This is a genomic window from Burkholderia sp. 9120 (assembly GCF_000745015.1).
Taxonomy (GTDB): Bacteria; Pseudomonadota; Gammaproteobacteria; order Burkholderiales; family Burkholderiaceae; genus Paraburkholderia.
Genome location: NZ_JQNA01000002.1, coordinates 2991007 through 3017125, shown reverse-complemented (window position 1 = coordinate 3017125; position 26119 = coordinate 2991007). Strand labels below are relative to the sequence as shown.

The 26119-nt window shown below is 62.1% G+C and carries 30 protein-coding genes, 1 tRNA gene and 1 pseudogene; 7 read left to right on the top strand and 25 right to left on the bottom strand.

Features of this window, described 5'->3' with window-relative positions:
• Positions 1-185: 185 nt before the first annotated feature.
• Positions 186-1655 carry an MFS transporter gene (locus FA94_RS21720; protein WP_035554957.1) on the top strand — a complete coding sequence of 490 codons (1470 nt, stop codon included), beginning with the start codon at positions 186-188 and terminating at the stop codon, positions 1653-1655.
• Positions 1656-1765: 110 nt separating this feature from the next.
• On the opposite strand, the gene FA94_RS21715 is transcribed toward FA94_RS21720, so the two are convergent.
• Together FA94_RS21715 and FA94_RS21710 are read right to left on the bottom strand one after the other, a co-directional pair.
• Positions 1766-2359 (bottom strand): nitroreductase family protein, encoded by a 594-nt coding sequence (locus FA94_RS21715; RefSeq protein WP_176061152.1) that lies wholly within the window; start codon positions 2357-2359, stop codon positions 1766-1768.
• Positions 2360-2521: 162 nt separating this feature from the next.
• Positions 2522-3805: an MFS transporter gene (locus tag FA94_RS21710; protein ID WP_035554951.1), complete on the bottom strand. Its 1284-nt coding sequence runs from the start codon at positions 3803-3805 to the stop codon at positions 2522-2524.
• A gap of 154 nt (positions 3806-3959) precedes the next feature.
• Between FA94_RS21710 and FA94_RS21705 the strand changes: the two genes are divergently transcribed.
• Both FA94_RS21705 and FA94_RS21700 read left to right on the top strand, forming a co-directional pair.
• Positions 3960-4601 carry a TetR/AcrR family transcriptional regulator gene (locus tag FA94_RS21705; RefSeq protein WP_035554948.1) on the top strand — a complete coding sequence of 214 codons (642 nt, stop codon included), beginning with the start codon at positions 3960-3962 and terminating at the stop codon, positions 4599-4601.
• A 65-nt stretch (positions 4602-4666) separates the two neighbouring features.
• Complete coding sequence (locus tag FA94_RS21700) at positions 4667-5221, top strand: DUF1415 domain-containing protein (protein WP_035554945.1); 555 nt, start codon at positions 4667-4669, stop codon at positions 5219-5221.
• A gap of 35 nt (positions 5222-5256) precedes the next feature.
• On the opposite strand, the gene FA94_RS21695 is transcribed toward FA94_RS21700, so the two are convergent.
• On the bottom strand, positions 5257-6099 hold the full coding sequence (locus tag FA94_RS21695) for a class I SAM-dependent methyltransferase (protein WP_035554942.1): 843 nt from the start codon (positions 6097-6099) through the stop codon (positions 5257-5259).
• Positions 6100-6499: 400 nt separating this feature from the next.
• Between FA94_RS21695 and FA94_RS21690 the strand changes: the two genes are divergently transcribed.
• Both FA94_RS21690 and FA94_RS21685 read left to right on the top strand, forming a co-directional pair.
• Positions 6500-6820 carry a hypothetical protein gene (locus FA94_RS21690; protein ID WP_035554939.1) on the top strand — a complete coding sequence of 107 codons (321 nt, stop codon included), beginning with the start codon at positions 6500-6502 and terminating at the stop codon, positions 6818-6820.
• Positions 6821-7129: 309 nt separating this feature from the next.
• Positions 7130-8461, top strand: coding sequence for a TIGR03862 family flavoprotein (locus tag FA94_RS21685; protein WP_035554936.1), 1332 nt, complete (start codon positions 7130-7132; stop codon positions 8459-8461).
• Positions 8462-8532: 71 nt separating this feature from the next.
• Here FA94_RS21685 and FA94_RS21680 read toward each other — a convergent pair whose 3' ends face one another.
• The 9 genes from FA94_RS21680 to FA94_RS21640 form a co-directional block, all read right to left on the bottom strand.
• The gene (locus FA94_RS21680) at positions 8533-9657 is read right to left on the bottom strand and encodes a methyltransferase (protein WP_035554932.1); all 1125 of its coding nucleotides are present in this window, start codon (positions 9655-9657) and stop codon (positions 8533-8535) included.
• A 289-nt stretch (positions 9658-9946) separates the two neighbouring features.
• Complete coding sequence (locus tag FA94_RS21675; protein WP_035554929.1) at positions 9947-10516, bottom strand: TetR/AcrR family transcriptional regulator; 570 nt, start codon at positions 10514-10516, stop codon at positions 9947-9949.
• A 379-nt stretch (positions 10517-10895) separates the two neighbouring features.
• Positions 10896-10971, bottom strand: a tRNA-Thr gene (locus FA94_RS21670).
• 19 nt (positions 10972-10990) lie between these two features.
• Positions 10991-11497, bottom strand: coding sequence for a ClpXP protease specificity-enhancing factor (locus FA94_RS21665; RefSeq protein WP_035554926.1), 507 nt, complete (start codon positions 11495-11497; stop codon positions 10991-10993).
• Positions 11498-11567: 70 nt separating this feature from the next.
• Positions 11568-12179, bottom strand: a complete 612-nt coding sequence (locus tag FA94_RS21660) for a glutathione S-transferase N-terminal domain-containing protein (RefSeq protein ID WP_035554923.1) — start codon at positions 12177-12179, stop codon at positions 11568-11570.
• 95 nt (positions 12180-12274) lie between these two features.
• On the bottom strand, positions 12275-13030 hold the full coding sequence (locus FA94_RS21655) for a cytochrome c1 (protein WP_035554920.1): 756 nt from the start codon (positions 13028-13030) through the stop codon (positions 12275-12277).
• 22 nt (positions 13031-13052) lie between these two features.
• Complete coding sequence (locus FA94_RS21650) at positions 13053-14432, bottom strand: cytochrome b (RefSeq protein ID WP_035554917.1); 1380 nt, start codon at positions 14430-14432, stop codon at positions 13053-13055.
• Positions 14432-15052 (bottom strand): ubiquinol-cytochrome c reductase iron-sulfur subunit, encoded by a 621-nt coding sequence (gene petA / locus FA94_RS21645; protein WP_035554914.1) that lies wholly within the window; start codon positions 15050-15052, stop codon positions 14432-14434. The genes FA94_RS21650 and petA overlap by 1 nt, the downstream gene beginning before the upstream one ends.
• 269 nt (positions 15053-15321) lie before the next feature.
• Positions 15322-16068, bottom strand: a complete 747-nt coding sequence (locus tag FA94_RS21640) for a Nif3-like dinuclear metal center hexameric protein (protein WP_035554910.1) — start codon at positions 16066-16068, stop codon at positions 15322-15324.
• A gap of 19 nt (positions 16069-16087) precedes the next feature.
• On the opposite strand from FA94_RS21640, the gene FA94_RS21635 reads away from it, so the two are divergent.
• Positions 16088-17317 carry a Do family serine endopeptidase gene (locus FA94_RS21635; protein ID WP_035554907.1) on the top strand — a complete coding sequence of 410 codons (1230 nt, stop codon included), beginning with the start codon at positions 16088-16090 and terminating at the stop codon, positions 17315-17317.
• A gap of 144 nt (positions 17318-17461) precedes the next feature.
• On the opposite strand, the gene tatC is transcribed toward FA94_RS21635, so the two are convergent.
• From tatC to hisF, 8 genes and pseudogenes are all read right to left on the bottom strand, one after another.
• On the bottom strand, positions 17462-18241 hold the full coding sequence (tatC, locus tag FA94_RS21630) for a twin-arginine translocase subunit TatC (RefSeq protein WP_035554903.1): 780 nt from the start codon (positions 18239-18241) through the stop codon (positions 17462-17464).
• A 34-nt stretch (positions 18242-18275) separates the two neighbouring features.
• Positions 18276-18794, bottom strand: coding sequence for a Sec-independent protein translocase protein TatB (gene tatB, locus FA94_RS21625; protein ID WP_035554901.1), 519 nt, complete (start codon positions 18792-18794; stop codon positions 18276-18278).
• 39 nt (positions 18795-18833) lie between these two features.
• Positions 18834-19073: a Sec-independent protein translocase subunit TatA gene (tatA, locus tag FA94_RS21620; RefSeq protein WP_035554898.1), complete on the bottom strand. Its 240-nt coding sequence runs from the start codon at positions 19071-19073 to the stop codon at positions 18834-18836.
• A 218-nt stretch (positions 19074-19291) separates the two neighbouring features.
• Entirely contained in the window at positions 19292-19657 is a 366-nt protein-coding gene (locus tag FA94_RS21615) for a histidine triad nucleotide-binding protein (protein ID WP_035554894.1), read from the bottom strand.
• A gap of 85 nt (positions 19658-19742) precedes the next feature.
• The gene (locus FA94_RS21610) at positions 19743-20138 is read right to left on the bottom strand and encodes a DUF4870 family protein (protein ID WP_035554891.1); all 396 of its coding nucleotides are present in this window, start codon (positions 20136-20138) and stop codon (positions 19743-19745) included.
• A 91-nt stretch (positions 20139-20229) separates the two neighbouring features.
• A pseudogene (locus FA94_RS21605) lies at positions 20230-20621 on the bottom strand (phosphoribosyl-ATP diphosphatase).
• Positions 20618-21028 (bottom strand): phosphoribosyl-AMP cyclohydrolase, encoded by a 411-nt coding sequence (hisI, locus tag FA94_RS21600; RefSeq protein WP_197070231.1) that lies wholly within the window; start codon positions 21026-21028, stop codon positions 20618-20620. The pseudogene FA94_RS21605 and the gene hisI overlap by 4 nt, the downstream one beginning before the upstream one ends.
• A gap of 1 nt (position 21029) precedes the next feature.
• On the bottom strand, positions 21030-21803 hold the full coding sequence (hisF, locus tag FA94_RS21595; protein WP_035554890.1) for an imidazole glycerol phosphate synthase subunit HisF: 774 nt from the start codon (positions 21801-21803) through the stop codon (positions 21030-21032).
• Between the two features lie 27 nt (positions 21804-21830).
• On the opposite strand from hisF, the gene FA94_RS21590 reads away from it, so the two are divergent.
• Entirely contained in the window at positions 21831-22031 is a 201-nt protein-coding gene (locus FA94_RS21590; protein ID WP_035554887.1) for a hypothetical protein, read from the top strand.
• Between the two features lie 43 nt (positions 22032-22074).
• On the opposite strand, the gene hisA is transcribed toward FA94_RS21590, so the two are convergent.
• From hisA to hisC, 5 genes are all read right to left on the bottom strand, one after another.
• A complete protein-coding gene (gene hisA, locus FA94_RS21585; RefSeq protein ID WP_035554885.1) occupies positions 22075-22827 on the bottom strand; it encodes a 1-(5-phosphoribosyl)-5-[(5-phosphoribosylamino)methylideneamino]imidazole-4-carboxamide isomerase in 753 nt (250 codons plus the stop codon).
• A gap of 214 nt (positions 22828-23041) precedes the next feature.
• The gene (gene hisH / locus FA94_RS21580; protein WP_035554882.1) at positions 23042-23683 is read right to left on the bottom strand and encodes an imidazole glycerol phosphate synthase subunit HisH; all 642 of its coding nucleotides are present in this window, start codon (positions 23681-23683) and stop codon (positions 23042-23044) included.
• Positions 23680-24300, bottom strand: a complete 621-nt coding sequence (locus tag FA94_RS21575; protein WP_035554879.1) for a MarC family protein — start codon at positions 24298-24300, stop codon at positions 23680-23682. Before FA94_RS21575 ends, hisH begins: the two co-directional genes overlap by 4 nt.
• A 57-nt stretch (positions 24301-24357) precedes the next feature.
• Positions 24358-24945 carry an imidazoleglycerol-phosphate dehydratase HisB gene (gene hisB, locus FA94_RS21570; RefSeq protein ID WP_035554877.1) on the bottom strand — a complete coding sequence of 196 codons (588 nt, stop codon included), beginning with the start codon at positions 24943-24945 and terminating at the stop codon, positions 24358-24360.
• A gap of 70 nt (positions 24946-25015) precedes the next feature.
• The gene (hisC, locus tag FA94_RS21565; RefSeq protein WP_035554874.1) at positions 25016-26086 is read right to left on the bottom strand and encodes a histidinol-phosphate transaminase; all 1071 of its coding nucleotides are present in this window, start codon (positions 26084-26086) and stop codon (positions 25016-25018) included.
• Positions 26087-26119 lie beyond the last annotated feature (33 nt).

Below are 26119 nucleotides of genomic sequence, written 5' to 3'. Positions count from 1 at the left end.
GGAATCGCCGCTCACGGCTGGCGCGGACAGAAAGGGGAGCGGCTTTGTAACACGAAAGCCCGACCAGCATCAACTGACGCTTGTGGACTGCTCGCATTCACGCGTAAAGCCCGCCCGACGGAACGAAACTTGCTGAATTCGACAGGATACGCCGCCAATTTTCGGATTTCAGGAGACCTCGAGCAATGAGCGCGCCGCCTACCGCCGCTGTCCACGAAAAAACCGCCGCCGTCGTCGAGACGGATTTGCCGTCGCGGCTCGACCGCTTGCCGTGGGGACGTTTCCATTCGCTGATCGTCGTCGCGCTAGGCGTGACGTGGCTACTCGACGGATTGGAGGTCACGCTGGCGGGCGCGGTGGCGAGCGCGTTGAAGTCGAGTCCATCGTTGCGCTTTTCCAACGCCGATGTGGGATTGGCCGGTAGCGCCTATATCGCCGGCGCGGTGCTCGGCGCGCTTGGCTTCGGCTGGCTGACCGACCGGCTCGGCCGTCGCAAGTTGTTTTTCATCACGTTGGCGCTCTATCTGGCGGCCACGGCCGCGACCGCGCTGTCGTGGAATCTGGCCAGTTTTCTGCTGTTTCGCTTTCTCACCGGCGCCGGGATTGGCGGCGAGTATACGGCGATCAACTCGACGATCCAGGAATTCACGCCGGCCCGCGTGCGCGGCTGGACCGATCTCGGCATCAACGGCACGTTCTGGGTGGGCGCGGGGCTCGGCGCGGCCGGCTCGCTGGTGCTGCTCGATCCGCATCTGCTGCCGGCGGACTGGGGCTGGCGCGCGTGCTTCTTTATCGGCGCAGTGCTGGCGCTGGCCATTTTGCCGATGCGCATCTGGGTGCCCGAAAGTCCGCGCTGGCTGCTGACACACGGGGACGAGCCCGACGCGCGCTCGATCGTCGAAGGAATCGAGGCGCGCTTTCGCCACGAGGGGCATGAGCTCGCCGATCACGATCTGACGCGCCTGAAGCTGCGAGCGCGGGACCACACGCCGCTGCGCGAGGTGTTCCATACCCTCTTCAACGTCCACCGCCGGCGCGCGCTGGTGGGCCTCTCCTTGATGACCGCGCAGGCATTCTTCTACAACGCGATCTTCTTCACCTACGCGCTGGTGCTCACGGATTTCTATCAGGTGCCGGGCGACCACATCGGCTGGTATCTGCTGCCCTTCGCGCTCGGCAATTTCCTCGGGCCGCTGCTGCTGGGCCGGCTGTTCGACGTGCTCGGACGGCGCAAGATGATTGCCGCCACTTACGGCCTGTCCGCGATCCTGCTGACGATCAGCGGCTATCTGTTCGAGCAGCACCTGCTCACGGTCGTCACGCAGACGATCGCGTGGATGGTGATTTTCTTCTTCGCGTCGGCGGCGGCGAGCTCGGCTTATCTGACGGTCAGCGAATCGTTTCCGCTGGAAATCCGGGCGCTGGCCATCGCCGTGTTTTACGCCTTCGGCACGGCACTCGGCGGTATCGCGGGGCCGGCGTTCTTCGGCCGCCTGATCGATACGCATCAGCGTAGCGAAGTGTTCTCGGGCTACCTGGTCGGCTCGGGGTTGATGCTTGCGGCTGCGGTGATTGCCGCGATCTGGGGCGTGGACGCCGAGCGCAAGTCGCTCGAGAGCGTTGCCGCGCCGCTTTCGAGCGTGGTTGACGAATAGGACGATCGGAACGGCGCGGAATGAAAAACGCGCGGTCGGCGCCGCGCGTTTTTAACTGCTTTCTGTCTTCTACGTTCTACGGAAGATGTGACACCCAAGCGTACTAACGCTCAGAACGCCTTCTTCCACGCGCCGCCATAGGCGATGTCCGCCAAAGGCAAGCGCTGACGCACCGACTTCTCGCGTTCGCGCAGCACAGGGTCGAGCTTGTCGACTTCGCCGTAATGACCGAGCGAAATGATCGAGATCACGTCGACGTCGCTCGGCAATTCGAATGCCGTACGGAACGCGGCCGGATCGAAGCCGCTCATCTGATGCGCGGCGAGGCCGAGCGCATGCGCCTGCAACACCAGCGCCATGGCGGCCGCACCCGCGTCGTAAGGCGCGCAGCGATTCACTTCGCCCTTGTTGGTGAGCGTGTGCGTGGTCACCGCGATCAGCACCGGCGCCGGCGCATTCCAGCCCTGGTTGAACGGCACCAGCGTGGCAAAGGCCTTCTTGAACGAGACTTCGTCGACGCTGCGATCGAAGACGACAAAACGCCACGGTTGCGCGTTATACGACGAAGGGGCCCAGCGAGCCGCCTCCAGCACGGCGTGCAGATGGTCGCGGCTCACCGGCTCGCTCGAATACGCGCGCGGGCTCCAGCGGCCTGCAATCAGCTCGTGGATGGCAACTTCGGTAGGGGCGGGTTTGTTGGCCATGCGCTTCTCTCGGTCGAAATTCATGATCGACGGGCAACTGCCCGGGGCCACATAGCATAACCGGGCTTCGGCACGCGTGCTCCAACCTGTACGCAGTTAGTTTTCACGCGGGCTGCAATGCAAAAACGGCCCCGTGGGGCCGCTGCGATGAGCGCCAGGCACTCACGCCACTTGCGGTTCCGGCACCTTGGCCGGCCGGTTGATGCGCAGCACGATCAGCGCGGCCACGAGACACAGCCCGCCCGAGATCATCGACGCCACCGTGTAAGTCCCGAGGCTCGCGCGCAGCATGCCCGCGCCCAGCGCCGCGAAGGCCGCGCCGAGTTGATGGCCGGCCACGATCCAGCCGAACACCACCGGCGCCGATTCCTTGCCGAAGACGTCCGTGGCGAGACGTACGGTCGGCGGCACGGTCGCGATCCAGTCGAGCCCGTAGAACAGGGCGAACAGTGGCAGGCCGAAGAAGTCGATACCGAATGCGTGCGGCAGATAGATCAGCGACAAACCGCGCAGACCGTAATACCAGAACAGCAGCACCCGGCTATTGAAGCGGTCCGACAGCCAGCCCGACAAGGTCGTGCCGAACAGATCGAAGATACCCATCGCGGCGAGCAGCGACGCGCCCTGCACTTCCGTCATGCCGTAGTCGCCGCACATGGCGATCAGGTGCGTGCCGACATAGCCGTTGGTGCTCGCGCCGCAAATAAAGAAGCTGAAAAACAGCAGCCAGAAATCGCGCCGCTTGCTCGCCATGGCGAGCGTGCCGAACGCGATGGCGAGCGGATTCTGCTTGCTGCCGACGACGTCGACCGGCGCGTCGTGCGCTTCGCCGTACGGGCGAAGCTTCATGTCGGCCGGACGTTCGGGCAGCAGAAACGCGACCAGTGGAATCACGATCGCCGCCGCGATCGCCACGACCCACACGACGTTACGCCAGCCGTGATGCTCGGCGATGGCCGCAAGCATCGGCAGGAACACCAGTTGGCCGGTGGCCGAACTGGCCGTGAGAATGCCCATCACCAGGCCGCGGCGGGTGGTGAACCAGCGCGTCACCACCGTCGCCGACAACGACAACGCCGCGACGCCCGTCGAGCCGCCGACCATCACGCCCCAGATCAACACCATCTGCCACGGATGCGTCATCAGCGACGACAGCGCCACGCCCGCCGCCATCGTGCCGAGCGCGACCAGCAGCGTGGGACGCACGCCGAAACGCTGCATCGCGGCCGCCGCGAACGGGCCCATCAGCCCGTACAACGCAATATTCACCGAGATCGCGAGCGAGATCGTCGCGCGGCTCCAGCCGAATTGATGCTCGAGCGGCAGCATCATCACGCTCGGCGTGGCGCGCGTGCCGGCCGCCGCCAGCAACACCAGGAACACCACCGCGACCGTCAACCAACCGTAGTGGAAACGCCCGCCAATCAGTCTCGCTGCCCAATTCATCGGTTCTCCCATCGATGCCGGCCCGACGGGCCGCATCGCTCGCATTGTTACGACTTCGGTAAAGGACTTGTGACTGATCTGTCACAATGAGTGTTGCGATACTAGTTACTGCTCGGTAACATGTCAAGACGTCAATACATCGAGGTGTTCATCCATGTCCGATAGCGAAACACCCAAAGCGGCCGGCACACGGCGCGCACGCAGTGCGCAGACGGCGGGGCCGCAGGCGCAGCAGCATCTGCTGCGCGCCGCGGACGAACTGTTCTATCGCGAAGGCGTGCGCACGGTCGGCGTGGACGCGGTGGTCGAGCGGGCGGGCGTCAACAAGATGAGTTTGTATCGCCAGTTTTCGTCGAAGGACGATCTGGTGATGGCTTATCTGGAGCGCAAGGACGAGCAGTTCTTCGGCTACGTGGAGAGAAGTTTCGCCAAACATCCTGGCGAGCCGGCCAGACAGTTGCAGCAATATTTCGACGACCTCGCGGTGCGCGCATCCGTCGACGACTATCGCGGCTGTCCGTTCGTCAACGTGTCGGTGGAGTTTCCGGACGTCGCGCACCCGGCGCGGCAGTTCGTGTATGACAACAAGGCGCGGCTGATGGCGCGGCTCACCGGCCTCGCGACCGAAGCCGGCGCGGATGATCCGGTGGCGCTGGCCAATGTGCTCGGGCTGATGATCGAAGGCGTGTACGCGGCCAGCCAGACTTATGGGCCGGGATGCGGGCCGATTCTGGCCGCCCCGAAGGCGGCGGCGCAGTTGATTGCGGCGGCTTGCGGCGCGGCGTCCGCGGGTTGAGGTGGATCGGCATCCGTGCCGATCGGTCCCGTTAGAATGGCGCTTTCGTGTCGCTTTTATTTGCCATGCCGTTGCCCGCCGAATCCCACGACGCCATCATCGCCGCAACCCGCCATTGGTTGACCGAGGCGGTGATCGGGCTGAATCTCTGTCCGTTTGCAAAGGCGGTGCATGTGAAAGGCCAGATTCGCTACGCCGTTAGCGACGCTACGGACATGGAAGCGGTTTTAGCCGATCTGGAAACCGAGCTTCAAAGCCTGGTCGACGCCGATCCGAACGCCGTGGATACCACGCTACTGATCGTTCCCAGCGCGCTCGGCGACTTTCTCGACTACAACGACTGCCTGTTTTTCGCCGAACGGATGATCAAGCAACTCCGCCTAGAAGGTGTGATCCAGATCGCCAGCTTTCATCCGTTTTATCAGTTCGAAGGCAGCGAGCCCGACGAGATCGAGAACTATACGAACCGGGCGCCGTATCCGATCTTTCACCTACTGCGCGAAGACAGCATCGAGCGGGCGGTTCAGGCTTTTCCCGACGCGGAAGCGATCTACGAACGCAACCAGGAAACGCTCCGACGAATCGGCCTGGCCGGCTGGAACGCGCTCCTGAAGCGTTAATCGACGCAGCGGTTCACCAGCAAACCGCGGCGGAATCAGGCGGAAACGAAAAACCGCTCTTTCAGTTCCTCGATCCCCAGCGTTTCCATCACCTCATTGAGCCGCTCGGCCGGACGGCGTCTCGGCAGATCCTTGAACTGAGCGACGATGAGTTCGTTTTTCATCGAATGCTCCCAGCCGACCAGCTCGGTCACGCTGACCTGATAGCCATGCGCTTCGAGCTGCAAACAGCGCAGCACGTTCGTGATCTGGCTGCCGAACTCCCGCGTATGCAGCGGATGCCGCCAGATTTCCGTTAGCGCGTTCCCCAGCGACTTACCCTTGTTCTGCTTCAAGACCCCGGCCACTTCGGCCTGACAGCACGGCACCACCACGATGTTCTTCGCCTGCTTCTGCAGCGCGAAGCGGATCGCGTCGTCGGTGGCGGTGTTGCACGCATGCAGCGCCGTCACGATGTCGATCCGCTCGGGCAAGCGATCCGACGTGATCGACTCCGCCACCGACAGATTCAGGAACGACATGCCCGTGAAGCCTAGCCGGGCGGCCAGTTCCTCGGATTTCGTGACCAGATCCTCGCGCGTTTCAATGCCGTATATGTGCGAAGCCCCACCCGCGGCATCCTGAAACTCCTTGAAGAAAAGGTCGTACAGAATAAAACCTAGGTATGACTTGCCGGCGCCGTGGTCGACCAGCGTCACCGCCCCTTGATCGTCCTTGCGCTCCTTAAGCAACGGCTCGATGAACTGGAACAGGTGGTAGACCTGCTTGAGCTTGCGGCGGCTGTCCTGATTCATCTTGCCGTCGCGCGTGAGGATGTGGAGCTCCTTCAACAGCTCGATGGACTGATTCGGACGGATTTCGTGGGTTTTGCTGGACATCTTGGGGGCCCGCTTACGGGGAACCGCCATCGATTGCACGGCGAACGTGCGACAGATGACGGAAAAAGGGAAAAGTTGCTGCCAGTTTACCCAAAGTGCCGCCTACTCACCGAAGGGTGGCGCAAATCATGCAAGAAAAGGCAAAAAGCTGGAACGTTTCCTGCTCGATTTACACCGCACAGGGCGTTTCCAGCGTGACGCAAAAACCGGCTGTCATGGCGTCTCGACCAAGCAGGCAAGGCCGTATCGCCGATAACAACAAGCTGCCGGACGTGGCTTCGATCACGCGAACCGAATGCATGTGGGGAGGACGGTCCCGGAACACGGGCCGAACGTTACGTAACCAGCAGCGCGCCGTGATCTCGACTGGACGCGTGCTCGGATAATAGAAGAGGCAGCAATGGATACGATACCCAACGGAAACGTCGAACAGAAGTTTCAGGAAATGCTGGCGAAGCTGATCGCCACCCCAGCCTGGTCCGAAAAACAGCAGCTCGAACTGGAGATGGCCCGCGATATCTCCACGGAAATGCTGCGCCTGGCTGAAGTCATGCGCGACGGCAGCGTCGACATGGAAACCTGCCTGATCATGCTCAAGTACGCGAAAGTGCTCGACTTCGTGATGACGACGCTCGCGTCGCGCCGCGATATCAAACCGCAGACGCTGCGGGTCATTTTCAAGCTGGCGGGGTTGAAGGTGGACGAGGCGTATCCCGGCTAGAGAATAAAAATACGGCGATCCGAGCGAGCGGGCGGCAATGCACCGCCTGCGCGGATCGCGGCCATCTTGTGTTGCGCAACGCGCAAGTCCGGGCGGTTCGCCCCGAAGGCTGGCCATTCACCAGCACGCGGCACGAGCGATCGGCGCCGCGGCGCGTTGATCCCGACGTTCATCCAGCGATCTCAACGCCGCCCGTGCGTTTGCCCAACACTGCCCGCGGTGTGAAAATAGCGGCCTTCGCGCCGCCGGGTTGGCCTCGTCTTTCGCTGCCGGGCTACGCGCCGCCTCTCCGCTCATCCGCAGGACTGCATGCCCTTTTCCCTTGATTCCGCCCGCGTCGTCGTGATCGGCGGCGGTCCCGCCGGCTTGATGGCCGCCGAGGCGCTCGCCCGCCATGGCGTGCAAGTCGACGTCTACGACGCGATGCCGTCGGTCGGTCGCAAATTCCTGATGGCGGGCAAAGGCGGCATGAACATCACGCATTCCGAGGCGCTCGAGCCGTTTCTCGGCCGCTATGGCGCGCGCCGTCAGCAGATCGCGCCGCTGCTGGACGCGCTCGGTCCCGAGGCGCTGCGGGCCTGGCTAAAGGCGCTGGGCGTCGAGACGTTCGTCGGCAGTTCAGGACGCGTTTTTCCCACCGACATGAAAGCCGCGCCGATGCTGCGCGCCTGGCTGCATCGGCTGAGAGAGACGGGGGTGCGTTTCCACATGCGCCATAAGTGGGTGGGTTGGGATACCGAAGGCGGTGTTGCAACTGACGCCGCGAGCCAATCCGGCACACAGACGCTGCGGTTCTCGACGCCCGACGGCGAACAGCTCGTAACCTGCGATGCGGTCGTCTTCGCGCTCGGCGGCGCAAGCTGGCCGCGCCTCGGATCGGACGCTGCCTGGGTGCCGCTGATGAGCGCCCGCAACGTGCCGGTGGCGCCGCTGCGCGCCGCGAACTGCGGCTTCGACGCCGACTGGAGCGCCTATCTGCGCGAGCGTTTCGCGGGACAACCGGTCAAGTCGGTCGCCATTTCGCTCACTGATATAGACAAAACTGTCCACAATCGACAAGGTGAAATACTTCTGACCGAAACGGGCCTTGAAGGGAGCCTGATTTACGCGTTGTCGTCGGCGATTCGCGAGCGGATTCTCGCTGACGGCGACGTGACGATCGCGCTGGATCTGGCGCCGGGCTTGCCTTTGGAGCGAGTGATCGCGGAAGTCACACGACCGCGCAGCTCGCGTTCCATGTCGAGCCATCTGCAAGGGCGAATCGGGATTGGCGGGGTCAAACTCGCGCTGCTGCACGAGATTCTGTCGAAGGAGACATTCGCGGATTCGAACCAGTTGGCGCACGCGATCAAGGCGCTGCCCGTGCGGCTCACCCGCGCGCGGCCGATCGCCGAAGCGATCAGTACGGCGGGTGGTATTCCTTTCGAAACGCTCGACGCGCATCTGATGGTCGAGCAGCTGCCCGGCGCGTTTTGCGCGGGAGAGATGCTTGACTGGGAAGCGCCGACCGGCGGTTATCTGTTGACGGCGTGCTTTGCCAGTGGACTGGTGGCGGGGCGCGGCGCGCTTGCTTATCTTGCGGCGCGCGCTGGGCTGAATGGGTCAGACTCATCGGACGCCCCGCAAACGCCGGCTGCGTAGCACTCAAACGAAAACGCCGCGCGTCAGACTAACCAACGCACGGCGCTTCAGCACATCACCTGGCGCTTAGCTTAACGCGCCTTCAACCGCCACAACGAAGTCAACTCAGCCACACGCGCCGTGTGAAGCGCGTCGGTCTCATCGGTCGATTTCGGATGCCGCGGACGAATATCCTCGCGTCCCACCACCGTCAGCCCTGCCTTGTCGATCGCGTCGAGCAACCATTCGCGCGAACGCAGCCCGAGATGCTCGGCAAAATCCGACAGGATCAGCCAGCCCTCGCCGCCCGGCGACAGATGCGCAGCCAGGCCGTTCAGGAAACCAAGCAACATACGGCTGTCCGGATCGTAGACGGCATATTCGAGCGGCGATGCCGGCCGCGCCGGCACCCACGGCGGATTGCAGACCACCAGCGGAGCGCGCCCCTCCGGAAACAGATCGGCCTTCACCACGTCGACCTGCTGGTCATAACCGAGCCGCGTGAGATTCTCTCGCGCGCAGTCGAGCGCGCGCGGATCCTGGTCGGTCGCGACGATTTTCTTCACGCCACGCTTGGCGAGCAACGCAGCCAACACGCCGGTGCCGGTGCCGATATCGAACGCCTTGTTCAACGACGGCAGCGGCGTGCGTGCGACGAGATCCACGTACTCGCCACGCACCGGCGAGAACACACCGTAATGCGGATGAATCCGCTCGCTGAGCGCGGGAATCTCGACGCCCTTCTTGCGCCACTCGTGCGCGCCGATCAGACCGAGCAATTCGCGCAACGAGACGACCGAGGCCTCATCGGTCGCCGGTCCGTAGGTTTCCACGCAGGCCTGCTGCACCTCGGGCGCGCGGCGCAGCGGAATGGCGTACGCGGCGTCGAGCGGAATCAGGATCATGCCGAGCGTGCGCGCGCGTTGCGACTGCGCCTGCCGATGCAGGTTGAATACGTCGATCGGCGTTTCGCCTTGTTTGCGCGGTTTGCGCTCCAGACGTCGCGTGACGGCCTGCAGCAATTGACGGGCGTTCTGGAAGTCGCCGTTCCACAGCAGCGCCGTGCCTTCGCACGCCAGGCGGTAAGCCGAGTCGGCGGTCGTGCGGTCGTCGGCGACAACCACGCGTTTGGGCGGCGGCACGGCCGCTTCGGAGCGCCAACGCGCAGTGCGGGGGCCATCGGCTTCGGGCCAGGTGATGAATGCGGGGCTGGTCATGGTGAGGTGGGATCGGTGTTGCGGGAGGGACGCGGTGAAAACTCGCGTCGTCGGGGGCCTTGCCCGCCGGAGTACTGGATAGTGATGCCGACTGACGCCCGAATAGTACCTCTGTCATCCGGGTTAGCGGTGCGCTATTCGTCGTGGACAGCCTTGTCGCCGTTGCTGGAGAGCCGGATATGGACGAAAAAGTCCACAATCGACAAGGTGAAAGAGATATGGTGATTTTCGACCGCTTCGCGCCTCACCGCCGGGCTGGACGGCCCGGTCTCATTCACCCGTCGTGGAATCAGGCCATTGCCTTGGAATGCACAGCCAGCAAGGCGCGCGCGGCGTTCCAGGCCTCGGCTGCCGCGCCTTTTCGACTGGAAATCTGCACCGCTAAAGTGGCACCGTCGAGCAGCATTACCATGACCGGCGCGAGGATTTTGGCCTGCGCGGACGACGTGAGGTCCCCCAGCAATTGCTCGATGAATTGCGTGAGACCCGCTTTCTGTTCGACGCTAATTTCGTGGATGCTGCTGCCTTTGTCGGCAAACTCGGCGGCAGCGTGCGTGAACATGCAGCCCGTGAAGGTCTCGCTGCTAAACCAGTCCTCATGCCAGTCGAACACCCGTTCGAGGCGAACGAGCGGTGCATCGGCCTCTTCGACAAACGCTTTGAGCGACACCGCGCATTGCTCCTGGCGTTGCCGCAACACGGCGATCACCAGGTCGGTTTTGGACGGGAAATGTCGGTACATGGTCATTTTCGCCACCCCGGATTCGGCGATGATCCAGTCCACGCCCACTGCGTGGTAGCCATGCTTGCTGAACAGCAGCGTTGCGGTATCGAGAATTTGTTGACGCTTATCTGACACGGCGACCTTGGTAATAAATTATGCGTATTGATTATACAAGTGCAGTAACTTGTCTAACTCAGGCGTTTTGGGTAACCAGGGCTTTCCCGCCAAACAATAGACAGATCCGTATCGCCCAGCTATAGTCATTCTCAACCTGTGGGAAAGGCCGTACCCACTAGGACCTGAGAGATCGCGCACTGAGGCGCCGCACCACCGCCTCAAAGCGCCAATTAAAAAATCAAGCCTTTTGAATTGCCCTCGAGTGGCGGACATGCATTGCGTGTCCGCCACTCGTTTCGTTTACGCGTCCGCGCCAGACGCTGTTTGCAAAAGCTTTGCGAAAACGCCAATAAAAAAACGGGGTTTCTGAATAAACAGAAACCCCGTTTTGTACTTCTGGTGCCGGCTGCAGGACTCGAACCCGCCACCTCATGATTACAAGTCAAGCGCTCTACCTGATGAGCTAAGCCGGCATGAGGCCGTGATTCTACTTCATTTTACGATCTTGAGGCGAGCCCTTCCGCCACCTTTTGAACCATCGTCGTCCGGCTGTGGGCCGTCCGTTGCGGCCTCGGCTTTGGCGGCTGCGTCGGCAGCCGAAGTCTCGACTGCGCGCGGCGCGGCCGGCGCTTCGGTTTCGTCCGCCAGTTCCGCGTCCGCACCCGAATCCTGCGCTTCACCGCCTGCCGACTCGACCGGAAACGCCATGCCCTGACCGTTTTCGCGCGCGTAGATCGCGAGAATATTGGCGATCGGCACCTCGATCTTGTGCGACTTGCCGGAGAAGCGTGCGCTGAACTCGATCCATTCGTTGCCCATCTGCAGCTGGCTGGTCGCCTCGAAGCTGATGTTCAATACAATCTCGTTGTCACGCACAAACTGACGCGGCACGCGCGTCTGATTGTCGACCCGGACCGCGATGTGCGGCGTATAGCCGTTATCCGTGCACCACTCGTACAACGCGCGCAGCAGATAGGGCTTGGTGGAAATCTCTTGCATCAACAGTCCTCTTACCGGATGCGGGGCCGCGCCACGACTACCGCGCGGCGCCCGCACCCTAAAGCCAAACTCAACGACGCATCACCTTTTCCGACGGCGTCAGCGCTTCGATATAAGCCGGGCGGCTGAAAATGCGCTCGGCGTACTTCATCAGCGGTGCGGCGTTCTTCGACAGTTCGATGCCGTAGTGGTCCAGACGCCACAGCAGCGGCGCGATCGCGACGTCGAGCATCGAGAACTCTTCGCCGAGCATGTACTTGTTCTTCAGGAAGATCGGTGCGAGCTGCGTCAGGCGATCGCGGATCGCGAGGCGAGCCTTTTCGTGATTCTTCTCGGCGGCCTTGCCCTTTTCGTTTTCGAGCGTGCCGACGTGAACGAACAGTTCCTTTTCGAAGTTCAGCAGGAACAGACGGGCGCGCGCGCGCTGAACCGGATCGGCCGGCATCAGTTGCGGGTGCGGGAAGCGCTCGTCGATGTACTCGTTGATGATGTTCGATTCGTACAGAATCAGGTCCCGTTCGACGAGAATCGGCACTTGACCATACGGATTCATCACGGCGATGTCTTCCGGCTTGTTAAACAGGTCGACGTCGCGGATTTCGAAGTCCATGCCCTTTTCGAACAACACCAGCCGGCAGCGCTGGCAGAACGGGCTAGTTGTGCCGGAATACAGAACCATCATGTTTACGTTTCCTCAAAAAGCTGAAAGGCCAGCGCACGGAAAAACCGTTCAGCAGGTTTTTCCTGGCGCCGGCCCCACGCCGCGTGACGGCGTGATTATTTGATATGTTTCCAGTACGCGGCGTTCAGTCGCCAGGCGAAAAAGCTCAGGACGCCGAGGAACATCAGTACCCACACGCCAAGCTGTTTGCGGGTTTTCTGCGTCGGTTCGGACATCCATGACAGGTACGACACGAGGTCGGCCACAGCAGAATCATAATCTACCGGCGACATCGTCCCCGGAGTGACCTGCTGGTAGCCGACAAATTTGTGTACCGTCTCGCCAGTTCTTTCGTCGGTTTCGTCACCGAACTTCGCGGTACGTTGCCCCTGAAGCTGCCACAGCACATGCGGCATGCTCACGTTTTCATACACCAGATTGTTCCAGCCGGTCGGCCGCGTATCGTCGCGATAAAAACTGCGCAGATACGTGTACAGCCAGTCCTTGCCGCGCGCCCGCGCTTCTACCGACAAATCTGGCGGCGCCGCGCCGAACCACACTTTCGCGTCGTCCGGGCGCATTGCCACGGTCATGGTGTTGCCGACCTTGTCGGTAGTGAACAACAGGTTCGACTGAATTTCCGCCGGCGTGATGCCGAGGTCGGTCAGCCGGTTGTAGCGCATCAGGTTCGCGCTGTGGCAATTCAGGCAGTAGTTTACAAACAATTGCGCGCCGTGCTGCAAAGAAGCGAAATTCTCCGCGTTATCGGGCGCGCGGTCGAGTGGGAAATTCTCGTCCGCGTGCACCGGCGTACCCAGCACCGCGAGCAGTGTCGCGCCGATCAGCGCGCACTTCGTAAGCAGTTTTTTCATTTCGTGTTCTCCTGGCTCGCGATTAGTGAGGCTTGAACCGCACCCGTTCGGGTGGCTGCTTGAACGTGCCAAGCCGCGTCCAGAACGGCATACCGAGGAAAAACGCGAAATAGATCAGCGCGCAGATCTGGGCAATCAGCGTGGAAACCGGCGACGGTGGTTTCGTACCGAGGAAGCCCAGCGTCAGGAAAACGACTACGAAGATCCCGTAGAACACCTTGTGAAAAAACGGCCGGTAGCGGATCGACTTGACCGGCGAGCGGTCGAGCCACGGCAGGAAAAACAGCGAGATCACCGCGCCGCCCATCACCACCACGCCCCAGAACTTCGATTCGGTGAAGGCCATGGCCAGCACCACCAGCACCGCGAGCACCGGCAAGCCGAGCTTCCACTTGCCGTGCGCGCGCACCAGCGCAAGCAGGCCAAGCGCCGCGATCGCGACCATCAGCACATACTTGAACTGATCCGTGGTGGCGCGCAACATCGCATAGAACGCGGTGAAGTACCACACTGGCGCAATTTCCTGCGGCGTTTGCAGCGGATTAGCCGGAATGAAGTTATTCGCTTCCAGGAAATACCCGCCCATTTCCGGCGCGAAGAAGATGATCGCGGCGAAAATAAACAGGAACACCGACACGCCCATGAAATCGTGCACCGAGTAGTACGGGTGGAACGGAATGCCGTCGAGCGGAATGCCGTCCGGACCCTTCTTCGCCTTGATCTCGATGCCGTCCGGGTTGTTCGACCCCACTTCGTGCAGCGCCACCAGATGCGCGACCACCAGCCCGATCAGCACTAGCGGAATCGCGATCACGTGAAACGCGAAGAAGCGGTTCAGCGTGACGTCCGAGACCACATAGTCACCGCGAATCCACAGCGACAGATCGGGGCCGATGAACGGAATCGCCGAGAACAGGTTCACGATCACCTGCGCGCCCCAGAACGACATCTGTCCCCACGGCAGCAGGTAGCCGAAGAACGCCTCGGCCATCAGGCACAGAAAGATCGCGCAGCCGAACACCCACACCAGTTCGCGCGGCTTGCGGTACGAGCCGTACATCAGCCCGCGGAACATATGCAGATACACGACGACGAAGAACATCGACGCGCCCGTCGAGTGCATATAGCGGATCAGCCAGCCCCACGGCACCTCGCGCATGATGTACTCGACCGACGAGAACGCGAGCGTCGCGTCGGGCTTGTAGTTCATGGTGAGGAAGATGCCGGTGACGATCTGATTGACCAGCACCAGCAGCGCGAGCGACCCGAAGAAGTACCAGAAGTTGAAATTCTTCGGCGCGTAGTACTCGGAAACGTGCTTTTTCCAGGTGGAGGTCAGCGGAAAGCGCCGGTCGATCCAGCCGACCAGCCCGGTCGTCTCTACTTCGTGTTCGATCGCCATTACGCTTCTCCTTTCTCGTCCTTGCCGATCACGAGGCTGGTGGCCGTAGTGAACATGTAGGGCGGGATGTCGAGGTTCTGCGGCGCAGGTTTGTTCTTGAAGACGCGGCCGGCCATGTCGTAGGTCGAGCCGTGGCAAGGGCACAAAAAGCCGCCCGGCCAGTCGTCCGGCAGATTGGGCTGCGCGCCCTCCTGGAAGCGCGGTGTCGGCGTGCAGCCCAGATGGGTGCACACGGCGACGGCGACAAAAAGGTTCTTGTGATCGGTGCGTGAACGGAATTCGTTGTTGCAGTACTCCGGCAACGGCATCGAAAAAGGATTCTTGGTGTGGGGATCCGCTACTTCGTTATCGGCTTTCTGGACATCGGCGAGCATTCTGTCGGTGCGGTTGATGATCCACACCGGCTTACCGCGCCAGGCAACAGTCATCATGTCGCCGGGCTTGAGATTACTGATATCGACTTCGACCGGGGCACCTGCTGCCTTGGCCTTTTCAGATGGTGCAAACGAACTAACAAAGGGTACGACAGTGGCAACGCCTCCTATGCCACCTGCTACGGTCGTCGCAATCAGCCAGGTACGGCGGCCGCCGTCGACGCGTTCATCTTCCTTGTCTCGCATCACACGCCCCACTTCTGAGTTGGATTTTTCCTTCACGTCTTCTACCGCCGCTAGTTTGCGCGAATGGAGTCGCCATTTACAAGGGCCGATTGCCAAAAACCGTGCGAAGTCCTTGATAGATCAGGGTTTCTCCGTACAAATCGCAAACTTTTTCGCATCTTCTTTTAAGCGTCTTATGCGTTATTCGTACCTTTTTCTTCGCTAATACGCCTGGTGCGGCATTTCGCCGCTTTTGTCTCGCCTTTACCTGGGTTTTCCTACCGGGCAATTCAAACCGGATTAGGGATATCGATAAACACGTGCTCGATATCGAATTGCTCGGACAGATGTTTGCCCACGGCCTGCACGCCGAAACGCTCGGTCGCGTGATGGCCGGCCGCGAGAAACGCCACGCCGCTCTCCGCCGACGTGTGCATGACCGACTCCGAGACTTCGCCGGTCAGATAGACGTCGGCGCCCGCGTTGATGGCGGCGTCGAACATGCCTTGCGCGGCGCCCGTGCACCAGCCCACGCGACGCAACTCGCGATCCGGGTCGCCGAACACGAGCGGCGTGCGGCCGAGCGTCTGCTCGATTTCGGCGGTGAGGTGCGAGAGCGTGATCGGCATCGGAAATGTGGCGAGCCAGCCGAGGTCGTTGTCGCCGAAACGCGCGTCGCTAATCCAGCCCATCTTCTCGCCGATCTGCGCGTTGTTGCCGAACAGCGGATGGTCGTCGAGCGGCAGGTGGTAGGCGAACAGGCTCAGGTCGTTGGCGATCAGCAGCTTCAGGCGCGCGTGTTTGCGGCCCGTGATCTGCGGCGCTTCGTTGCGCCAGAAGTAGCCGTGATGGACCAGCACAGCGTCCGCGCCCCAATCGAGCGCGGCCTCCAGAAAGGCCACCGACGCGGTCACACCGGTCGCGAGCTTATTTATGCGACGTCGCCCTTCGACCTGCAATCCATTGGGGCAATAGTCCTTGAAGCGCGCGGTTTCAAGGAGATTGTTCAAGTACAATTCAAGTTCGATCCGATCCATATAAACCTCTAGTCTTCAGATGCTTAGACGCTTTTGGCTGTTCTTTGCCCAAGCGGTGACTGTGCTGTTGGCGCTGATGTTCATCATTGCGACGCTCAAACCGCAGTGGCTCCAGCGTCAAGGGCAATTCGGCAAGCAACTCGCCGAACCGATCGTCGCCCTCCGGGAAGTAGCGCCTGGCATCGGCGGCGGCCCCGCTCAGGCGTCTTATGCAGACGCCGCCCAGAAAGCGATGCCCGCGGTCGTCAACGTGTTCTCCAGCAAGGATGGCTCACTGCCACCCGACCCGCGCGCGAAAGATCCGCTGTTCCGCTACTTTTTCGGCGACAAGAACAACCGTAAGCAACAGCAGGAGCCCGCATCCAACCTGGGCTCGGGTGTGATAGTGAGTTCGGAAGGTTACATTCTAACGAACCAGCACGTCGTGGACGGCGCCGATCAGATCGAAATCGCGCTGGCCGATGGTCGCACCACGACTGCGAAGGTGATCGGCGTCGATCCGGAAACGGACCTGGCCGTGCTGAAGGTCAACATGACCAACCTGCCCACCATCACGCTTGGCCGTATGGACCAGACGCGCGTGGGCGATGTGGTGCTGGCGATCGGCAATCCGTTCGGCGTCGGCCAGACGGTGACCATGGGCATTGTCAGCGCGCTCGGGCGCAGCCACCTCGGCATCAATACGTTCGAGAACTTCATTCAGACCGACGCGGCAATCAATCCGGGTAACTCGGGCGGCGCACTGGTCGACGTGAACGGCAATCTGCTCGGCATCAACACGGCGATTTATTCGCGTTCGGGCGGCTCGTTGGGCATCGGCTTCGCGATTCCGGTGTCGACGGCGCGCAGCGTGCTGGAGAGCATCATCACGACCGGGTCGGTCACGCGCGGCTGGATTGGCGTCGAGCCGCAGGACGTGACGCCGGAGATCGCCGAGTCGTTCGGGCTCGAGCAGAAGTCGGGGGCGATCGTCGCCGGCGTGTTGAAGAACGGTCCTGCCGACCGCGCGGGCATCAAGCCGGGCGACATCCTGGTGAGCGTGAACGGTCAGGAGATTACCGACACCACGCGTCTGTTGAACGTGATCGCACAGATCAAGCCGGGTACGGCCGCGAAGGTGCACCTCGTGCGCAAGAGCCGCGAAATGGATCTGGATGTGACGATCGGCAAGCGCCCCGCGCCGCCCAAGCAGCCGGCTGAAGATAACGACAACGGCGGCGGCGATCAGCAGGACGACGACGGCGGTTGAACGACGGCGGCTGGACGAACACCGCACCAAAAGCAAAAAGGGCAGTCCGCAACGGACTGCCCTTTTTGTTTGCCTCGGCCTCGGCCTTTTTGACCCACCGTCTCGCTTTAACCAGAACCTCTCGCCAGCGAAACGATATCAACATCAATCTGGTGCACTTGCCTCGTCGGTCACAGCCGTCTGCTTGCCGACAATCAGCCGCGCCGCGATGATCCCCGCCTCGTACAGCACGATCAGCGGAATCGCCAGAATCAGTTGCGAGAACACGTCCGGCGGCGTTACCACGGCGGAAATGATGAACGCGCCGACGATCACATACGGGCGAATCTCCCGGAGCTTCTTGATGGTCAGCACATTCATGCGGACCAGCAGCACCACGATGATCGGCACTTCGAACGTCACGCCGAACGCGAGGAACATGGTCAGCACGAAGCTCAGGTAATTGTCGATGTCGGTGGTCATCTCCGCGCCGAGCGGCGCGTTGTAGTGCGCCATCACGCGGAAGATGGTCGGGAACACCACGAAGTACGCGAACGCCATGCCGCACAGGAACAGCGTGTAGCTGCTGCCCACCAGCGGCCCGACCAGTTTCTTCTCGTGCTGGTAAAGACCCGGTGCGACGAATGCCCAGATCTGGTACAGCACGATAGGCAGCGCGATCACAAAAGCGACCAGCATGGTCACCTTCATCGGCACAAAGAACGAGCCGGTCACGTCGGTGACAATCATCTTGCCGTCCTTCGGCAAGTTCTGCATCAGCGGGCGCGCCAGCAGCCGGAAAATATCCGGCGCCCAATACACGAGCCCGACGAACACCACGATGACGGCAAGGCCAGCGCGGATGATGCGATCGCGCAATTCAACGAGGTGGGAAATGAAGGTCTCTTCAGTGCCTTCGTCCTGGGTTTGCTGGGGGTCGCTCACGCCGGCCCTCGGTTAGAGATTGTCGTTCTGATCATCAGAAGAACCGCGTCGGACGACGCATGGTGGCCGGCGTATGACGCGCGACGCGCGCCGCGCCCGACTGCACGCGCGTACGGCGCACGGTGGCGCGCTTGTACCAGGCGGGCATGGCCCCCTGCTTGACGCGCCAGTTCTTACGCTTCGGACCGGCGGGCGGCGTACTGCTGGGCCACGACGTCGTGCCGACGTCTTCGAGCGCGCCGCCGGCAATGCTCGGCGACACCGACGAGCCGCTGTTCCACGCGTCGTTCAGTTCGGTTTCGTGCTTGCGCAGATTGTCCTGAACGGACGTTTCGACATTGCTCGCCGCCGCTTCGAACTCGGTTTTCATGCGACGCAGTTCGTCGAGTTCGATTTCGCGGGTGACTTCAGCCTTGACGTCGTTGATATACCGCTGCGCGCGGCCGAACAGCGCGCCGGCCGTGCGGGCGACGCGTGGCAGGCGCTCAGGCCCGAGTACGACCAGCGCGACGACGCCGATCAGCGCCATCTTGGTTAGACCGAGGTCCAGCATGAAGTGGAATGTCCGTCAGTAACGCGGGTAAGCCGCGGCTTAGCGGTAATCGCCGGAACGCGGCGCTTTTTCCTTCGCTTCCACATCCACGGCGCCGTTGCGCGGCAGCTCGCGCTGCTGCGCTTCGCCTGCGGGCGTTTCGGCTTCTTTCATGCCTTCCTTGAAGCCCTTCACCGCGCCACCCAGATCGCCGCCGATATTGCGCAGCTTCTTCGTGCCGAACACGAGCGCCACAATCAGCAACACGATGAGCCAATGCCAAATGCTAAACGAACCCATGACTACTCTCCTTAACCCCGACGCCGCCCAGTGAGCGGCAAAACTCTTGCGCCTTACGGCGTGACTCGAAGCGCTGCCGCTTCATCTATACGTTACCGCAAGCCGTTCCGATTCAACTGGCGGCACCACTGCTGCACCGCCACAACCAGCGAACGGCATTGTGACCGGCCGACCGCGTCGGCGTTATTACAATGCCGTAAAAGACCGCGGCCACGCTATCAGCCCATGCGTTGCCACGGACGCGGCCCCGCAAGAATGTGCGCGTGCAGGTGATACACCTCTTGCCCGCCGCCCGGCCCAGTGTTGATCACCGTGCGAAAACCCGTCTCGCCGCCGCTGTACGCCACGCCCAACTGGTCGGCCAGACGCGCCACCAAGACAAGCATTCTACCAAGCAGCGGTGCATCGTTTTCGGTGCAATTCGACAGGGTCGGGATGTGTTTGCGCGGAATCACCAGCACATGCGTTTCGGCCGCCGGACGGATGTCGCGGAAGGCCAGGAACTCTTCGTCTTCGTGGACTTTGGTCGACGGAATTTCGCCGGCGGCGATCTTGCAGAAAAGGCAGTTCGGGTCGTGACTCATCGTATTCCTGACGCAGTAGGGCTGGAGCGCGAAACGCCACGCGGCGGGAGGCTGAACTCAGGTCCGACCCATGATCGGACGACGCTCAGACCCAGCTACGCGGATTCGCGAACGGCTTGTTATCGTACAGATACAGCCAGCCCTTGATAATACGGTACAACATCCAGATGCTGACGGCCCAGAGGATCGGAATGCCGACCAGCACGAACAGCAGCACGCCGCCAATCGCATAACCCACCAACGCCGCCCAGAACGAACGGATCTGCCATTCGAAGTGGGCTTCGTACGGCGTGCCCGCCACGTCGGCCCGCTTGATGTAATTGATGATGATCGCGACCAGGATCGACACGCCGCCCGTGAGCCAATGCACCGCGTACAGCGCGTACAGAATGTGCGTGAGCGTGCGCAGGCTGCGTTCGCGTTCCGGCTCGATGGCGTTGCGATAGACCGGCGGCGGGTAGCTTTCGTGCGACTGTTCCATGCTGGCGTCCTCCCGTGGATGCGATCGATGTACTCAATGCCATATGAGCGCCGTCGCTCGCCAATTCAAGGCGAGGCGACGCTCGCGGCACTCAGTCGCCGTTCTGCTCGCGCTCGCGGCTTTTGCGCAGCGCCTTTTCCTCGATGCCCGACAGGCCTTCGCGGCGCTCGAGTTCGGCGAGCACGTCCGCCGGCTCAACTCGAAGTGCGACAGCATCACGAGGCAGTGAAACCACAGATCCGCGACTTCGCCGACCAGTTCCTTCGGCGCGCCGCCGTGGCGCGTGTCTTTGGCCGCCAGCACGACTTCGGTGGCTTCTTCGCCGATCTTCTTGAGGATCGCGTCGTCGCCCTTGTGGAACAGGCGCGACACGTACGAGACGTCCGGATCGCCGCCCTTGCGGCTGTCGATGATCGCCGCGAGGCGCATCAGCGTGTCGGTGGTGGACGAGGCGGATTCAGAGGTGGGCGTGGATTGCGTCATTTGTAGATGTGTTCGGGGTCTTTCAGCACGGGATCGACGGCAACCCAGTCGCCGTCGTCCACCGAGCCTTCGAATTTCTGGAAAAAGCACGAGTGACGGCCGGTGTGGCAGGCAATGCCCGACACCTGCTCGACTTTCAGCAGCACGACGTCTTCGTCGCAATCGAGCCGCACTTCATGCACGTGCTGCACGTGGCCGGACTCTTCGCCCTTGAACCACAGCCGCTGACGCGAGCGCGAGAAATACACCGCGCGATTCGTTTCGATGGTTTTCGCCAGCGCGTCGCGGTTCATCCACGCGAACATCAGCACGTCGTTCGTCGACGCTTCCTGCGCGATCACCGGCACGAGGCCGTTCGCGTCCCACTTGACCTTGTCGAGCCAGGTCACGGCCGTTGGATTCACCACGTTACAACCTCACCGAAATGCCTTGTTCGGCCATGAAGCGCTTGGCCTCGCCGACCGTGTGCTCGCCATAGTGGAAGATGCTGGCGGCCAGCACCGCATCCGCGTGACCGTCTTTAATGCCGTCGGCCAGATGCTGCAGGTTGCCCACGCCGCCCGACGCGATCACGGGAATCGGCACCGCGTCCGACACTGCGCGCGTGAGCGCGAGGTCGAAGCCGCTCTTGGTGCCGTCGCGGTCCATGCTGGTCAGCAGGATTTCGCCGGCGCCGAGTTCGGCGATCTTGCGTGCCCATTCGACCGCTTCGAGGCCCGTGGCCTTGCGCCCGCCGTGCGTGAAGACTTCCCAGCGCGGCGTTTCGCCGTCCGCGGAAACGCGCTTCGCGTCGATCGCGACGACGATGCATTGCGAGCCGTATTTATCCGTCGCGTCTTTCACGAGTTGCGGATTCGCCACCGCCGACGAGTTCATGCTGATCTTGTCCGCGCCCGCGTTCAGCAGACGCCGCACGTCTTCGACGGCACGCACGCCGCCGCCGACCGTCAGCGGAATGAACACTTGCGAGGCGACCGCTTCGATGATCGGCAGGATCAGATCGCGCTGATCGGAGGTCGCGGTGATGTCGAGGAAGGTGAGTTCGTCGGCGCCCTGATCGTCGTAGCGGCGGGCGATTTCGACCGGATCGCCGGCATCGCGCAGTTCGAGGAAGTTGACGCCCTTGACCACGCGGCCAGCCGTGACGTCGAGACAGGGGATGATGCGTTTAGCTAGAGCCATGATCGTGCAATTCTGCCAATACCGCTGATGAGGCCGCTCGCGTGGGCGAGCGGCGCAGGGCCGGCGCGGCCGGTTGCGGCGAGCCGCGCCGCCGGTGTGTCGTATGCGGACGGCATGACGGCGCACGCTGTGAACGGCGCCACCACGACAGCGTCAGACGCCGACGATCCGCTGCCGGCAACGCCTGACCGAGGCACTCATCCGAAATTCGCGCCCGAAGAAGCGTGAACCAGGGCGCGTGCCCGAAGTCCCGAAGCCGTCTTAAGCTTACTTAAGCGTCGTCCGATTCGCGCAGCCGGTCCGCGAGCGTCTGTGCGGCCGTGAAGTCGAGATCGCCCGAGTAGATCGCCCGGCCGCAGATCACGCCTTCAATGCCTTCGTCCTCGACTTCGCACAGCGACTCGATGTCCGCGAGGTTCGACAGCCCGCCGCTCGCGATCACCGGAATCTTCACCGCGCGCGCAAGGCGCACCGTCGCTTCGATGTTGATGCCTTGCAGCATGCCGTCGCGGCCGATGTCGGTGTAGATGATCGATTCGCAGCCGTAATCCTCGAACTTGCGCGCGAGATCGGCGACTTCGTGGCCGGTCAGCTTGCTCCAGCCGTCGGTTGCGACCTTGCCGTCTTTCGCGTCCAGGCCGACGATGATATGGCCGCCGAACGCCGTGCAGGCGTCCTGCAGAAAGCCCGGATTCTTCACCGCCGCCGTGCCGATGATCACGTACGACAAGCCGTCGTCGAGATAGCGTTCGATCGTGTTCAGGTCGCGGATGCCGCCGCCCAGTTGCACGGGAATCGCGCCGCCCACTTCCTCGATGATCGCGCGGATCGCGTCTTCATTCTTCGGCTTGCCGGCGAACGCGCCGTTCAGGTCGACGAGGTGCAGACGCCGGGCGCCGCGGTCGACCCAATGTCGGGCCATCGCCGCCGGTTCCTCGGAGAAAATTGTCGCCTGGTCCATATCGCCCTGCTTGAGGCGTACACAGTGACCATCTTTCAGGTCGATGGCGGGAATCAGCAGCATAGCAATCGGGTGTTGTCTGGGAAGGGGTTGATGGTCGGCGGCAGCGGCTGGAGAGCCAGCCCGCCCGAACGCCGTTTCGCTAGTTTAGTACAACTCTTTCGACGCTCCAGCCGAGCGCCGTTCGGCAGCAGGGTCTGGGTGTTACGGTCGTGGCGCGTGGCGCACGCCCCACTTGTGGCGGAACGGCACACGGCAACAGGATGAAGAAAGGCGCTCACGGGTTCCAGTGCACGAAGTTGCGATACACACGCAGCCCCGCTTCGGCGCTCTTTTCCGGGTGGAATTGGGTCGCGAAGATGTTATCCCGCGCCACCGCCGAGGTAAAGGGCACACCGTACACCGTTTCGCCGGTTGTATGGGCGGCATTGTCGGGCACAACATAGTAGCTATGCACGAAATAGAAAAAGGCGTTGTCGGCCACGCCGTCCCACAGCGGATGCGGTTGCGCCTGACGCACGCGGTTCCAGCCCATTTGCGGGACCTTGAAGCGCGAGCCGTCGTCCTGCATCTGGCCGGCCAGGTCGAAACGCAGCACCTTGCCCGGCAACAGGCCGAGGCCGCGCGTATCGCCCTCGGCGCTCCAGTCGAACAGCATCTGCTCGCCGATACACACGCCCATCAGCGGCTTGCTGCGCGACGCTTCAAGCACCGCTTCCTGCAAGCCGGACTCGCCGAGGCTGCGCATACAGTCGGGCATCGCGCCCTGGCCGGGCAGCACGACACGATCGGCCGCGCGAATCGCGTCCGGCTGGTCGACAATCGCCACGTCCGCTTCCGGCGCCGCTTTGCGCAATGCCTGGGCCACCGAACGCAGGTTGCCCATGCCGTAATCCACAATCGCTATCGAAGTTTTCATTTCAAGTTAGGCAGCAATGCCTTCAATCCATCGACGATGAATTCCACCGCCAGCGCCGATAACATCAAACCCATGAGCCGCGTGCCGATATTGATACCCGTGCGACCGACCCAGCGGGCAATCGGTTCGGCCAAACGCAGCGAAAAAAAGCAGATCGTCGCCAATACCGCGCCGATCGCAATGAGGCTAAGCCGGTCGTACCAGTGCGCCGAACCGGCCGCGTAAATGATCGTGGTGCTGATCGCACCCGGCCCGGTCAACAGCGGGATCGCCAACGGCACGACCGCGATGTTGTCCTTCTGCTCGGCTTCGTGACGCTCTTCCGGCGTCGACCGGCTGTTGCCGATCTGCGCGTTCAGCATGTTGATCGCCATCAGCAGCATGATGATCCCGCCGCCCACTTCGAGCGAGCCGACCGAAATGCCAAAGAAGCCGATGATCTGTTGCCCGAGCAGCGTGGTCACCGCAATCACGCAGAACACCGAAATCGCCGCAATGCGGATGGTTCTACGCCGCTCGACGTCGCTCTGATGCGTCGTCAAACTCAGAAAGAACGGGATGGCGCCGACCGGATTGATCAGCGCCAGCAGCGAGATAAACGACTTCAGAATGTCCATTGCACACGGGGCGCAAGCGCCATGCGGCGCTGCTTCCGGTCCTGGTAGTTGAGTCGCTTAAAGGCTGCCCTTGGTCGACGGAATCTGCCCCGCCGCGCGTGCATCCATTTCGGTGGCCATGCGCAACGCACGTCCGAACGCCTTGAACACCGTTTCCATCTGATGATGGGCGTTCAAGCCGCGCAGATTGTCGATATGCAGCGTGACGCCAGCATGATTCACGAAGCCGCGGAAAAACTCGATCGACAGATCGACGTCGAACGTACCGATCCGTGCGCGCGTGAACGGCACGTGGAATTCGAGGCCAGGACGGCCGGAAAAATCGATCACGACGCGCGACAGCGCTTCGTCGAGCGGCACGTAAGAATGACCGTAGCGAACGATGCCCTTGCGATCGCCGATCGCCTTGGCGACGGCCTGGCCGAGCGTGATGCCGACGTCTTCCACCGTGTGGTGGTCGTCGATCTGCAGGTCGCCATGCGCTTCAATGTCGAGGTCGAACAATCCATGCCGTGCGATCTGGTCGAGCATGTGGTCCAGAAACGGCACACCGGTGGCCAGCTTTTGCTGACCGGTGCCGTCCAGATTGATCTTCACACGGATCTGCGTTTCGCTGGTGTTGCGAACGACTTCCGCAAGGCGCATGGTAATTCCTCGAATCGAGCTAGAAAGCGATGGGTAGGTGGGAGGGGGAAGCGGCCATTCGGCGCGCGGTTCAGTGCAGCACGAGTTTCAGTGCGGCGATCAATTGCGCATTTTCTTCCGCGGAACCGACGGTCAAACGCACGCAATTCGCCAGCAATGGATGCATTTTACTCACGTTTTTGATCAAAACCCGCGCTGTCAGCAGCGTTTCGAACAGAACCGACGCGTCGGGCACGCGCACCAGCAGGAAGTTGCCGGCGCTCGGGAACACTTCGGCGCCCGGCAGTGCCGCTACGGCCTGCGCGAGGTTTGTGCGCTCTTCGCGCAGCAGCGCGGCTTGCGCGTCGAGCACTTCGATATGGTCGAGCAGGAAATCGGCGGCGGCCTGCGTGAGCACGTTGGTGTTGTACGGCGGCCGCACCTTGTCGAATTCGGTCAGCCATGCAGCCTTGCCGACCAGATAGCCGAGGCGGATGCCGGCCAGACCGAGCTTGGACACCGTGCGCATCACGACGACGTTGTCGTACGAACCCGCGCGCGGCAGCCAGCTTTGCTGCGCGAACGGCTGATACGCCTCGTCGATCACCACGAGGCTCTTGCTCGCCGCGGCGATGATCCGCTCCATGTCGGCGTCGCCGAACATCGTGCCGGTCGGGTTGTTCGGGTACGCCAGATAGACGATCGCCGGCTGATGCTCGGCGATCGCCGCGAGCATGGCTTCAACGTCGAGCGTGAAATCCGCGTTCAGCGGCACGCCGACGAACTCCAGATTCGCCAGCTTCGCCGACATCTGATACATCACGAAACCCGGCATCGGCGCGAGCACCTTGGCGCCCGGCTGCGCGCACGCGATCGACACCATCGCGATGATCTCGTCCGAACCATTGCCGAGCAACACGTCGCAACCGGCCGGCACGCCCATCACGCGCTTGATCTTGTCGATCAGCGCTTCCGGACGCGGTGCCGGATAACGGTTCAACGCCACCGCCGCCAGATGTTCGCCCAGCTTCGCGGCCAGAGCAGGCGGCAGCAGGAACGGGTTTTCCATCGCGTCGAGCTTGATGAAGCCCGTGGCGTCCGAAACTGGATAGCTCGTCATGGCGAGCACGTCGCGGCGGATGATGTCTTGAGGTGTCGTCATAGATCTGTGGACAGTGGACCGGTCGCGGGAAGG